Origin of the sequence: Chitinophaga cymbidii, assembly GCF_007992715.1 — a bacterium.
In the GTDB taxonomy this organism is placed as follows: Bacteria; Bacteroidota; Bacteroidia; order Chitinophagales; family Chitinophagaceae; genus Chitinophaga; species Chitinophaga cymbidii.
The window spans coordinates 903,028-914,910 of the sequence record NZ_BKAU01000001.1; the positions used below are offsets into that span (position 1 = coordinate 903,028).

Consider the following 11,883-nt stretch of genomic DNA (forward strand, 5'->3'; position numbering starts at 1 on the left):
ATGCTAGAGTTCACGGATCTTGATATTCCTGTACCATACGCCGTCGCCATGGTCCTGCAGCGCGATGTGGCCTTTTGCAAATGCGCCGAAACCTTTCCAGGTCTTGAATTTGCTGTTAGCTACCAGCTGGTCCCATTCCGGTGTGCCCATGGTTGTTTCAGCGGTCTTTTTACCGTTGAGGAACAGGGTGAGATGGCCATCTTTCTTGATGATCTTTGCTTTGTTCCATTCGCCAACGGGCTTTGCGTAGCGGGCGGGTGCGGCGATCAGGTCGTACAGTTCGCCGGCGTTATGTTTTACGTTCTTGCCGTCCGGATGTTTGTCGTCGTCGATCACCTGCATTTCAGGACCTGTGGAGTAGGTAGCGCCGTATTGATCGCCTTCCTGCACGCTGAAGATGATGCCGCTGTTGCCGGCTTCAGCGATCTTCCATTCCAGCTCCAGCTCATAATTTTCGAATTGGTCCACTGTCATGAGGTCGCCACCGGAAGCGCCTGCTTTTTTAGCGGCCACATCGAGGTAGAGTGCGCCATCCTGGATTTTCCAGGCGGAGGGAGCTTCCTGTTTTTTGAAGCCGCGCCAGCCTGCGGTGGTCTTGCCGTCGAACAGCAATTTCCAGCCGGCTTTCTTTTCCTTGCTGGTCAGGGAAGGACCGCCATTCTGGGCCTGCGTGGAGGCGCATCCTGCCAGTACGCCGAGCAGTAATGCGGATGAGATAAAACGTTTCATAATATTGTTTATGTTGTGTTTGTCTTTACAAGAAATTATTTTCCTACGGAGAGGATGTATTTCACCATTTCCTTCGCGTCTTCCTGGGAGATGGTGGGGTGCGGCGCCATGGGAATTTCGCCCCAGTTGCCGGATCCGCCCTTGATCACTTTCCCTGCCAGCAGCTCGATGTTGGCGTCTGTTGCTTCATATTTTGCCGCAACTTCCTTGTAAGCCGGCCCGATCAGCTTGGTATCTTCCTGGTGGCAGGTTTTACAATCCTGCGCGGCGATCAGCTCCTTGCCTTTCCCGGCCACGGACGTTACCATGGAGTTATCGACTACGGCAGGCGTTTCCTCCGCTTTCTTTTCCTCCGCCTTTTTTTCTTCACCGCCGCCACATGCAGCAAAAAGGACAGCCGTGCTGATAAATAGTGGCGCCCATATTTTCTTCTTCATTTTTACGCTTTTAATATAATAATTGAGAAATCGTTTTAGCTGTTTTACAGGCCCAAGATACGCCGGTTCAGGTTCTCATCCGCACCGGTGCCGGCAAAATCGTCAAATGCCTTTTCGGTAACGCGGATGATGTGGTCGCTGATGAAGGGCGCTCCCTCACGGGCGCCGTCTTCCGGATGTTTCATGCAGCACTCCCATTCCATCACGGCCCATCCTTCAAAGTTGTATTGCGTCAGCTTGCTGAATACGGCTGAAAAGTCCACCTGCCCATCTCCCAGAGAACGGAAGCGGCCGGGGCGGTCTATCCAGCCCTGGTAGCCGCCGTACACGCCGGAGCGGCCGGTGGGATTGAATTCCGCGTCTTTTACGTGGAACATCTTTATTTTCTCGTGGTAGATATCGATGTATGCGAGGTAGTCCAGGCACTGCAGCACAAAGTGGCTCGGGTCGTACAGGAGGCATGCGCGGGAGTGGTTGCCGGTGGCGGCCAGGAATTGTTCGTAGCTGGCGCCGTCGTGCAGGTCTTCACCGGGGTGGATCTCGTAGCAGAGGTCGATGCCGTTGGCATCCATTTCATTGAGGATAGGCAGCCAGCGGGCGGCCAGTTCCTTGAAGCCTGTTTCTACCAGTCCAGCGGGCCTTTGCGGCCAGGGGTACACGGTGTGCCAGAGCAGTGCGCCGCTGAAAGTGGCGTGTGCATTGAGGCCGAGGTTGCGGCTGGCTTTTGCGGCGTACTTCAGCTGGTCAACGGCCCATTCGGTACGCGCTTTGGCATTGCCGTGCAGTTCCTTGGGCGCGAAGCCGTCGAACAGTTCGTTGTAGGCAGGGTGTACTGCTACCAGCTGGCCTTGCAGGTGCGTGGACAGCTCGGTGATCTCCATGCCGGCGGATTGTACGATGCCTTTGATCTCGTCCGCATAGGTTTTGCTTTCCGCGGCTTTTCTGAGGTCTATCATGCGGGGGTCCCAGGTGGGTATCTGCACGCCTTTGAAACCCAAGCCGGCAGCCCATTTGCAGATGCCTTCGAGGGTATTGAAAGGTGCTTTGTCGTCCAGGAACTGCGCCAGGAAAATACCTGGTCCTTTGATCGTTCTCATAAACTGTTTCTTCTGTTAATAATTGACTTGTCAATGGCCAGAAGGAACCCCGCACTAACATCCCTGTGTGAGAAATCTCATGCCCGGTTTCCTTACTGTTTAAAAAATCTGAAGATCAGTGCTTTCATTGCTTCCGGCACTGATCTTTATCTGGTGGGGACCTGATTTTGCGCAGGTCCTATATTTCAAATTTCGTCCATTTCTGGTCGCTGGCGGATGACTTCACTACGGTGTCTATGAACGCCATGCCGCGGATGCCTTCTTCCACGCCGGGGAAATCGAGTGCTTCGGGGGCTGCTTTACCACCATCGATCTTTGCCTGGAGGGTCAGCGCGAAGTTGCGGTAGAGGTTGCCGAATGCTTCCAGGTATCCTTCGGGGTGACCGCCCGGGGTACGGCAGTTGTGGGTAGCATAGCTGCTCAGGTGCGCGTTGCCGCCGCCTGCGCGGAGGATCTCCGTGGGTTTTTCCAGCCATTTCACCAGCAGGGTGTTCGGCTCCTGCTGCGCCCATTCGAGGCCGCCTTTCTCGCCATACACGCGGATCTTGAGCGCATTCTCTTCGCCCGCGGCCACCTGTGAAGCTTGCAATACGCCCGCAGCGCCATCTTCAAAACGCATCAGCACCGCGCCGTCATCGTCGAGCAAGCGGCCTTCCACCTGAACCAGCAGGTCAGCGCATAGCTTGTCAACTTTCTGGCCAGTGATGTATTCCGCGAGGTTGAATGCGTGGGTGCCGATGTCGCCGAACGCGCCGCTTTTCCCGGAGCGTTTGGGATCGGTACGCCATGCGGCCTGTGCGTTGCCTTCACGCTCGCTCATTTTGCTGAGCCAGCCCTGCGGGTATTCCACCCATACCTTCCTGATCTTGCCCAGGGCGCCGGCTTTCACCATTTGCTTCGCCTGCTTGACCATCGGGTAACCGGTGTAAGTATGTGTGAGCAGGAGCGACAGACCGGTCTGTTCCTGCTTGGCTTTGAGTTGTTTGGCTTCGTCCAGCGTGAAGGTGATAGGCTTTTCTATCACTACGTGGAAACCCTTGTCCAGCGCCATCATAGCGGGTTCAAAGTGTGCGAAGTTGGGCGTAACGATGGTGATGAAGTCCAGCCTTTTGCCAGCCGGCATGGCCGCTTCTTTTTCGAGCATGGTTTTAAAGTCCGTGTAGATGCGGTCTTCATCCAGGAACAGCGAGCGTCCTGAATCCTGTGCTACTTCGGGGTTAATGCTCAATGCGCCCGCTTTCAGTTCAATCAGCCCGTCCATATTGGCCGCAATGCGGTGGATGGCTCCGATGAAGGCGTCTTTTCCGCCTCCGATCATTCCCATTCTGAGTTTTCTGTTCATACTAACTAAAATATTCGATTACTGTTTTTCAATTATGCTGTCTGTGTATGCAATGTCTGTTTCTTTTTTCCTCTCATGTAGAAGAAAAGACCGGCAAATGCCACGATCAGGATCACGGGGATCACCAGTGTTACATTGATGATCTCGGGACCGGCAACGGCCTGTGCCTGCTGGAAGGCCGTAGCTTCAGCAGTACCGGGGGTGGCGGAACGGTAAGTATCCAGTGAAGCGCCCGCGGGCAGGTTCTTGGCGATGATGCTGTCGTAGAAACCGCCCATGAAGAAAGTATATACGGATACGGCGAACATGCCTGCGCCGCCCACGAGGTTCATGCCGAGGGCGCCTGATTCCGGAATATTTTCAGAAACGAAACCGAGCATGGTAGGCCAGAAATAAGTGATGCCGATGCCGAAGATCACGGCTGCCACAAAGAGCATGGTGCCGGACATGCTGCCCATCATATAAAGGCCGAGGGCGGAAAAGATGGCAGAGGCCAGCAGTACGCCGGTGGGGGACATTTTGTGTACAACGGGACCAGCCACCGCGCGACCCAATACCTGCACGCCGGCAGTGAGCGCCAGCACCAGGAGGCCGTATTCCGTTACGTTCTTGAGCAATATTTCGATCCACTGGTTGGTGAACAGTTCTGTAATGGCTGTTCCGAACATGCAGATGAAGATGAAGATGAATAAGGGGCTTGCGATGGAACGGTACATCTGGCTGTTGGAAACACCGGCGGCCACACGCTCTGTAACGGGGAAGTCGAGTTTCAGGAACAGGAAACCATAGATCAGCGTGGGGATCAGCATGGTGGCTACCTGTATCTGCCAGCCGATGTTCACCTGGTTCAGGAAGAACACAATGAGGCTGCCTATCACGATACCGCCGGGGAACCAGAGGTGAAAGTGGTTCAGCTTGGTGGTTTTATTGTCCGGGAAAATGGTTGCTACCAGCGGGTTACAGGCAGCTTCCACCGTACCGTTCGCCATGCCGATGAACAGTGTGGATATGAACAGCGGCCAGAAGCCTGATGCGAACCAGGGAGTGCAGATGGTCAGCAGAATGCCGATGAGGTGCAGCAGGAACGCTGCTACCAGCAGCCTTTTCATGCCGATGGCATCCACAATGAAACCGCCGATCACTACGGCGAGGGGGAAGCCCCAGAACGCGGTACCGGTGATGATCGCCAGCTCCTGGCCGCTCAGATGAAACTGTACGCCAAGCTGGCCGAGAATACCGGCGCGGATTCCAAAGGACAGAGAGGTAACGAGCAACGCAAGGCAGCTCGCAACAAAAAGCTTATTAGGCTGTATCTGCTTCATATACGTGATTTTGTAAAAATTTAATGGTCCAAATAAAACGTTTAAATTTATAAAAAGTATTTACATATTTTTATCTTTTTGTGATAAGATAACTGCTTTAGGTGAATATTCCATCACCCGAATTTTCTTTATCGATAATTTCCACCCCATCCCCCCAAAAATTCCTAATTTTACAAGCCTCCGGAAAACAGGCTGCTCTGCCACCTTGTCACAACTGCCGTTCCGGGCGTAATATTTGACTGTACAACCATACGCAGGGCTCCTGTGTGAGGTTACATTTATCCATACGAAATCGAAATTTTAACATGCTAGGTTTTTTAACAAAGCTTTTTGGAGGAAACAAGTCTGATCGCGATATCAAGCTGATCCTCCCTGTTGTGAAGCAGATCAACGAGGAATACGAAAAACTGTCATCCCTGCCTATCGACGAACTGCGCAACAAAACGCAGGAATTCCGCACCCGCATCAAAGAACATCTCGCCGATACCGATAAGGAAATTGCAGATAAAAAGGCTTCCGCAGAAAATGAGGAAGACGTGAACGTAAAGGACCTCACCTACAAGGAAATCGACAAACTCATCAAGCAACGCGATAAACAGATCGAGGAAATCCTGGAGCAGCTGCTGCCGGAAGCCTTCGCTGTTGTAAAAGAAACTGCCCGCCGCCTGAAAGAAAGCACCGTTATCACTGCCCGCGCCACGGAGCTGGACCGGCAGCTGGCGGTGAAAAAGGACTATGTGACCATTGAAGGTGACAAAGTGACCTGGAAAAACTCCTGGATCGCCGGCGGCACCGAAGTGACCTGGAACATGGTGCACTACGACGTACAGCTGATAGGCGGCTCCGTACTGCACCAGGGCAAGATCGCGGAAATGGCCACCGGTGAAGGTAAAACGCTCGTGTCTACCCTCCCGGCTTACCTCAACGCACTGGCCGGCGAAGGCGTGCACGTGGTGACGGTGAACGATTACCTCGCCCGCCGTGACTCCGAATGGAACGGCCCCCTCTTCGAATTCCTCGGCATCACCGTGGATTGCATTGACAAACATCAGCCGCACTCCCCCGAGCGCCGCGCCGCCTACCTGGCAGATATCACCTACGGCACCAATAACGAATTCGGTTTCGACTACCTGCGTGACAACATGGTGCACAGCCCTGAAGAAATGGTGCAGCGCAAACACCATTTTGCCATGGTGGATGAGGTGGACAGCGTACTGGTCGATGACGCGCGTACGCCGCTGATCATCTCCGGCCCGATCCCCCGTGGCGACGAGCAGGAGTTCCACGCACTGAAGCCCCGCATCCAGCGCCTCGTGGAAGAGCAGCGCAAAGTGGTGAACCAGTACCTCCTCGAAGCCAAGAAATTGATTGCAGAAGGGAAAGACGACCCCAAAACCGGTGGTCTTGCCCTGATGCGCGCATGGCGCGGCCTTCCCAAGAACAGCGCCACCATCAAATACCTCAGCGAGCCCGGCATCAAAGTACTGCAGCAAAAAGCAGAGAACTACTACATTGCCGACCAGCAGCGCGAAATGCCGAAAGTGGACGAAGGGCTGTTCTTTCACATCGAAGAAAAAAATAACAGCGTAGACCTCACCGAAAAAGGCATCGCCCTTATCACCGGCTCCGGAGAAGATCCCAACTTCTTCCTCCTGCCGGACGTAGGCGCCGAAATAGCAGAACTGGAAAAGCTGGAACTGAACGCAGAAGAGAAAATGCAACGGAAAGACCAGCTGCTGCAGGATTTCGCCATTAAATCAGAACGCATTCACTCCGTGCAGCAATTGCTGAAAGCATATACCCTCTTTGAAAAAGACGTGGAATATGTGGTGATGGACGGAAAAGTGAAGATCGTGGATGAACAGACCGGCCGTATCCTGGATGGACGCCGTTATTCAGACGGGCTGCACCAGGCGATAGAAGCGAAAGAAAATGTGAAAGTGGAAGCTGCCACACAGACCTTCGCCACCATCACCCTGCAGAACTACTTCCGTATGTACCACAAGCTGGCCGGTATGACCGGTACGGCGGTAACGGAAGCCGGTGAGTTCTGGGAAATTTACAAGCTGGACGTGGTGACCATCCCCACCAACCTCCCCATCACCCGTAAAGATGCGGAAGACCTGGTGTATAAAACGAAACGCGACAAATACAAAGCCGTTATCAACGAGATCAAAACCTTGAAAGAAGCGGGCCGGCCGGTGCTGGTGGGTACCACTTCCGTAGAGGTGTCCGAACTGCTGGGCAAAATGCTCACGTTCGAGAAGATCCCGCACAACGTACTCAACGCCAAGCAGCACGCCCGTGAAGCACAGATCGTTGCCGAAGCGGGGCTCGCAGGCGCCGTGACCATCGCCACCAACATGGCCGGTCGTGGTACGGACATCAAGCTCGGACCCGGCGTGAAAGATGCCGGCGGTCTCGCCATCATCGGTACGGAAAGGCATGAAAGCCGCCGTGTGGACAGACAGCTCCGCGGCCGTGCCGGCCGTCAGGGCGACCCGGGTACTTCCCAGTTCTTCGTATCCCTGGAAGACGACCTGATGCGCATGTTCGGCTCCGACCGCATCGCCTCGCTGATGGACCGCATGGGATACAAGGAAGGCGAAGTGATCCAGCACAGCATGATCACCCGCTCCATTGAACGCGCGCAAAAGAAAGTGGAAGAGAACAACTTCGGCATCCGTAAACGCCTGCTGGAGTATGACGACGTGATGAACAAGCAGCGCTCCGTGATCTACAGCAAGCGTAACCACGCCCTCTTCGGCGAACGCCTCGCCATAGACATCGACAATGCATTCTATGACGTAGCGGAAAACCTGGTGAACATCCACCGCGAAAGCGGCGATCACGAAGCATTCAAGCTGGAAGTGATCATGAACTTCGCTACCGACACCTCCATCACACCGGAAGAACTGGCCAAGAACAGCGTGCAGGAAACCGCCGGCAAGCTGTACGAAGAAGCCAAGGAAAACTACCGCCGCAGAAATACAGAGCTCATGAACGGCACCCTCCCCGTGATCAAAAAGATCTTCCAGGAGCAGGGCAGCCACATCGAGAATATATCTATTCCTTTTACAGACGGCAAAAAAGGCGTGAACGTGCTGGCGCCGCTGAAAAAAGTAGTGGACACCGAAGGCCGCGAAACCGTTGCAGCACTGGAACGCAGCATTACGCTGGCTTTGATAGACGAATCCTGGAAAGAACACCTCCGCGCGATGGACGACCTGAAGCAGTCCGTGCAAAGCGCCGTGTACGAGCAGAAAGATCCCTTGCTGATCTACAAGTTCGAAGCTTTCAATCTCTTCAAACAGATGGATGGCGAAACCAGCCGCGAGATCGTATCTTTCCTCTGCAAGTGCGGCATCCCCGGAGAAAGGAATGACCAGGAGCAGATCAGGGAAGGACGTGAGCAGAAAACAGACATGAGCCGCATGCGCGCATCCCATCATGAATTTGAGGAAGCGCCGGCAGGTAACGGCCGCCGCGAGCAGCCGGAATACGCGCCCACGGAAGAGCAGCACCGTCCCGAACCGGTACGTGTTGGCCCGAAAGTAGGCCGCAACGATCCCTGCCCCTGCGGTAGCGGAAAGAAGTACAAACAATGTCACGGTAAAGACCTGTAGTCACCATACTTTCATTGCAATAACGGAGTTACACAGGCCGCCTGCGTAGCTCCGTTATTGCTTTAAGCAGCCATATGCAACTGAACCGCTATATCGACCATACGATATTGAAACCGACCACCACCCTGGAGGATATTAAAAAGCTCTGCATGGAAGCCGTGGAATACGACTTCGCCGCCGTATGCGTGCCGCCGCCTTTTGTGAAGCTCGCGAAGAGCTTCGTGGGCAGCACCCATACCAAAACAGCCACCGTTATCGGTTTCCCCTTCGGATATTCCGCCATTGAGGCCAAAGTGGCCGAAAGCGTGCTGGCCATTATCGATGAAGCGGACGAGCTGGACATGGTGGCGAACATCCTCGCGATCCGCAACGGGGACTGGGCTTACCTCGAAAAAGAGATCGCCACCATTATGCCCATTATCCGCAATAAACAGCGGGTGATCAAGGTGATCATCGAAAGTGGCATATTATTGGAGGAAGAAATCATCAGGTGCTGCGAGCTGTATGCGCGCCACGGGGTCGATTTTGTGAAAACGTCCACCGGCTACGCGGAAAAGGGCGCCAGCGTGGAGGCCGTGCAGCTGATGCGCAAGCATCTGCCGGCAAATATACAGATCAAGGCTTCCGGAGGGATTCGTACCTTTGCCTTTGCGGAAGAGCTGGTGAATGCCGGCGCCACCCGGATAGGAGCCAGCGCCAGCGTGGAGCTGATGCAGCAGGCATTGCAGTGAGGGCGGAGGAAATGCTGCCGCCTGGCCTTGGAATCAATTGTCCACCGAAAAAACAAATGATTTATATATGATGTTAAGAACAGGCTGTTTATTCTTTTTCCTGCTCGCCGCGGTATCCCTGCGGGCGCAGGACAGCACCGGCGACAACTACGGCCCCGTAAAAGTGACGAAAGACAGCCGCATAGACATCCTCATTAAAAAACAAATCTACATCAACACACTGGCCATCCGCAACCAGCCGGGCTTCCGCGTGCAAGTGCTCACCACCAACCGCCGCAACGACGCCAACGACGCCAAGGCCAGGGCCATGCAGCTGCATCCGGAGCACCGCAGCTATATCGACTTCCAGGCGCCCTACTTCAAGGTGCGCATCGGGGATTTCAAAACCCGCGAGGAAGCGAACGAACTGCGTAACAAACTGCTCGAACAATTCTCCGGCGGCGTTTTCGTAGTACCGGCCATTATCAATGTAACACCGGGCCATGAATTTGATTGAAAAGGCCAATAAAAATCAAAATGAACAGATGAACCGCCCGTATAAGTCCGGCACCGGGGTGACCGCGCAAGGCGCTACATCTGACCATTTAAAATCAATTTGAACAGATGAAACAAAGGATCAAATCCCTGGCCAGCGAATACGCATCCGACCTCATAGCTTGCAGACATCATCTTCATTCCCACCCGGAGCTTTCCTTCCAGGAATATGAAACGTCAAAGTTCATCCAGTCGAAACTGGATGAATACGGCATTCCTTACACCGCAGGCGTCGCCGGCACCGGCATCGTCGCCCTCATCAAAGGAAAGAACCCGGAAAAGAAAGTGATCGCCCTCCGGGCGGACATTGATGCGCTGCCCATCGAAGAAGCCAACGACGTGCCTTACAAATCCCAAAACCCCGGCGTGATGCACGCCTGCGGCCACGACGTGCACACCACCGTTATACTGGGCGCCGCACGCATCCTGCAACAGGTGCGGGAAGAATTTGAAGGCACCATCAAAATACTCTTCCAGCCGGGAGAAGAAAAACACCCCGGCGGCGCCAGCCTCATGATCAAAGACGGCGCACTGGAAAACCCCAAACCGCAGGCCATCCTGGGCCTGCACGTGCTGCCCGCCATGGAAACGGGACAACTCGGCTTCCGGGCAGGACAATACATGGCCAGCGCGGACGAGATCTACATGACCATCAAAAGTAAAGGCGGCCACGCCGCCGCGCCGCATCTCACGGCAGACACCATCCTCATCGCGTCTAACCTCGTGGTGAGCCTGCAACAGATCATCAGCCGGAACAACAACCCGTTCTCCCCGTCCGTATTATCCATCTGCGCCTTCAACGGCGGATTCACCACCAACGTGATCCCCAGCGAAGTAAAACTGATGGGCACCTTCCGCGCGATGGACGAAACATGGCGCTTCAAAGCGCATGAACTGATCCGCAAACAGGCCACCGAACTGGTGCATGCCATGGGCGCGGAAATCGACATCGACATACTGGTAGGTTATCCTACGCTCTACAATAATGAAACCGTAACCGCCACCGCGCGCACACTCGCGGAAGAATACCTGGGCAAAGAACATGTGGAAGACACCGAGCTGCGCATGGGCGCGGAAGATTTCGCGTACTACTCGCAGGTGATCCCCGCCTGCTTCTTCCGGCTGGGCACGGGGAATAAAGCACGGGGCATTTCGGCGGGAGTGCATACGCCGGTATTTGATATTGATGAGAGAGCGCTGGAGATCGGGGCGGGAACGATGGCTTACCTGGCTACGCAGTTTTGAGGAAAGCGCTAATAGGTTTTCACGACACCCTTCACCTTATATATTTTATGTATCGCTGATCGTGGAAGTTCAGTTGGAGGTACTGTCTGGTCATGTGATACCAGTAAAATGTGATCATCTTTTGTTTCATGGGGATAAACATACTTGATTACCTCAGTTCCTTTGTGCGTAAGTATCAGGTAAGCTTCCCCCATAATGATCTCATCTACACTTGTAGCTTTGCATACAATGTAGTCGCCATTCCGGACTTTAGGGCTCATGCTATCTCCTGATGCAAGGATGGCAAAATCACAATCTTTGAATTGAGGCATTCCTATGTAGCTGGTAGGTATATTTCCATCAATTCCGAATTTTACGGGCACATCAAATACTGGTATTCCGGGACTATTGGAAGCGGTGGTTTTATTATCTTTTGAATAAGAGGCACCAGGGTCTTTTGTATCGTTCTTCGCATTTTTAATAAACATCTCTCCTTTACCTTCCAGAATCCATTCTTTATTGATCGAATATTCGACTACCAGTTTATTAAGAAAAAAATCATTGATCGGCTTGGAGCCGCCCAGTATGTCTGATAAATAAGCAGGCGTTTTATATCCCAATTCATTGGAAATAATCTGATTAGTAAGCCCATCCCTGCTTTTCTTTAGCTTGAATATTGCTTCTTTCAATCTGTTCAGTGCGCTCATCTTACCTGACATGGTCTAATTTTTCGACTATTTTATTTTAAATTATCTTCCATTCGACTTAATATTGTATTCGGCAAGCATCCGTCTACAAATCAGTCAGAATGAGTGAATATAAATCAAAACAAGAATAAAAC

The 11,883-nt window shown here is 53.3% G+C and carries 10 protein-coding genes; 4 read left to right on the plus strand and 6 right to left on the minus strand.

Annotation, left to right across the window (positions count from 1 at the left end):
* Positions 1–3 precede the first annotated feature (3 nt).
* The 5 genes from CCY01nite_RS03420 to CCY01nite_RS03440 all read right to left on the minus strand — a co-directional run bounded on the left by CCY01nite_RS03420 (position 4) and on the right by CCY01nite_RS03440 (position 4,927).
* Positions 4–729 (minus strand): 3-keto-disaccharide hydrolase, encoded by a 726-nt coding sequence (locus CCY01nite_RS03420; RefSeq protein ID WP_146857890.1) that lies wholly within the window; start codon positions 727–729, stop codon positions 4–6.
* A gap of 35 nt (positions 730–764) precedes the next feature.
* Positions 765–1,166, minus strand: coding sequence for a c-type cytochrome (locus tag CCY01nite_RS03425; protein ID WP_146857891.1), 402 nt, complete (start codon positions 1,164–1,166; stop codon positions 765–767).
* Positions 1,167–1,210: 44 nt separating this feature from the next.
* Positions 1,211–2,263 carry a sugar phosphate isomerase/epimerase family protein gene (locus CCY01nite_RS03430; protein WP_146857892.1) on the minus strand — a complete coding sequence of 351 codons (1,053 nt, stop codon included), beginning with the start codon at positions 2,261–2,263 and terminating at the stop codon, positions 1,211–1,213.
* A 178-nt stretch (positions 2,264–2,441) separates the two neighbouring features.
* Positions 2,442–3,605, minus strand: a complete 1,164-nt coding sequence (locus CCY01nite_RS03435; protein WP_146857893.1) for a Gfo/Idh/MocA family protein — start codon at positions 3,603–3,605, stop codon at positions 2,442–2,444.
* A gap of 32 nt (positions 3,606–3,637) precedes the next feature.
* Positions 3,638–4,927, minus strand: coding sequence for an MFS transporter (locus tag CCY01nite_RS03440; RefSeq protein WP_146857894.1), 1,290 nt, complete (start codon positions 4,925–4,927; stop codon positions 3,638–3,640).
* Positions 4,928–5,232: 305 nt separating this feature from the next.
* Between CCY01nite_RS03440 and secA the strand changes: the two genes are divergently transcribed.
* The 4 genes from secA (at position 5,233) to CCY01nite_RS03460 (ending at position 11,063) form a co-directional block, all read left to right on the plus strand.
* Positions 5,233–8,553 carry a preprotein translocase subunit SecA gene (gene secA / locus CCY01nite_RS03445; RefSeq protein WP_146857895.1) on the plus strand — a complete coding sequence of 1,107 codons (3,321 nt, stop codon included), beginning with the start codon at positions 5,233–5,235 and terminating at the stop codon, positions 8,551–8,553.
* A 74-nt stretch (positions 8,554–8,627) separates the two neighbouring features.
* Positions 8,628–9,284: a deoxyribose-phosphate aldolase gene (gene deoC, locus CCY01nite_RS03450; protein ID WP_146857896.1), complete on the plus strand. Its 657-nt coding sequence runs from the start codon at positions 8,628–8,630 to the stop codon at positions 9,282–9,284.
* Positions 9,285–9,351: 67 nt separating this feature from the next.
* Positions 9,352–9,780, plus strand: a complete 429-nt coding sequence (locus tag CCY01nite_RS03455) for an SPOR domain-containing protein (RefSeq protein ID WP_146857897.1) — start codon at positions 9,352–9,354, stop codon at positions 9,778–9,780.
* A gap of 107 nt (positions 9,781–9,887) precedes the next feature.
* Positions 9,888–11,063: a M20 metallopeptidase family protein gene (locus CCY01nite_RS03460; protein ID WP_146857898.1), complete on the plus strand. Its 1,176-nt coding sequence runs from the start codon at positions 9,888–9,890 to the stop codon at positions 11,061–11,063.
* Between the two features lie 8 nt (positions 11,064–11,071).
* Here CCY01nite_RS03460 and CCY01nite_RS03465 read toward each other — a convergent pair whose 3' ends face one another.
* Positions 11,072–11,761, minus strand: a complete 690-nt coding sequence (locus tag CCY01nite_RS03465; protein ID WP_146857899.1) for a S24 family peptidase — start codon at positions 11,759–11,761, stop codon at positions 11,072–11,074.
* Positions 11,762–11,883: the final 122 nt, after the last annotated feature.

Excerpts from the sequence above, each read along its gene's own strand:
- CCY01nite_RS03440 (WP_146857894.1), bottom strand. The coding sequence starts at position 4,927 with ATGAAGCAGATACAGCCTAATAAGCTTTTTGTTGCGAGCTGCCTTGCG.
- CCY01nite_RS03425 (WP_146857891.1), bottom strand. The coding sequence starts at position 1,166 with ATGAAGAAGAAAATATGGGCGCCACTATTTATCAGCACGGCTGTCCTT.
- CCY01nite_RS03420 (WP_146857890.1), bottom strand. The coding sequence starts at position 729 with ATGAAACGTTTTATCTCATCCGCATTACTGCTCGGCGTACTGGCAGGA.
- deoC (WP_146857896.1), top strand. The coding sequence starts at position 8,628 with ATGCAACTGAACCGCTATATCGACCATACGATATTGAAACCGACCACC.
- CCY01nite_RS03435 (WP_146857893.1), bottom strand. The coding sequence starts at position 3,605 with ATGAACAGAAAACTCAGAATGGGAATGATCGGAGGCGGAAAAGACGCC.
- secA (WP_146857895.1), top strand. The coding sequence starts at position 5,233 with ATGCTAGGTTTTTTAACAAAGCTTTTTGGAGGAAACAAGTCTGATCGC.
- CCY01nite_RS03460 (WP_146857898.1), top strand. The coding sequence starts at position 9,888 with ATGAAACAAAGGATCAAATCCCTGGCCAGCGAATACGCATCCGACCTC.
- CCY01nite_RS03465 (WP_146857899.1), bottom strand. The coding sequence starts at position 11,761 with ATGTCAGGTAAGATGAGCGCACTGAACAGATTGAAAGAAGCAATATTC.
- CCY01nite_RS03430 (WP_146857892.1), bottom strand. The coding sequence starts at position 2,263 with ATGAGAACGATCAAAGGACCAGGTATTTTCCTGGCGCAGTTCCTGGAC.
- CCY01nite_RS03455 (WP_146857897.1), top strand. The coding sequence starts at position 9,352 with ATGATGTTAAGAACAGGCTGTTTATTCTTTTTCCTGCTCGCCGCGGTA.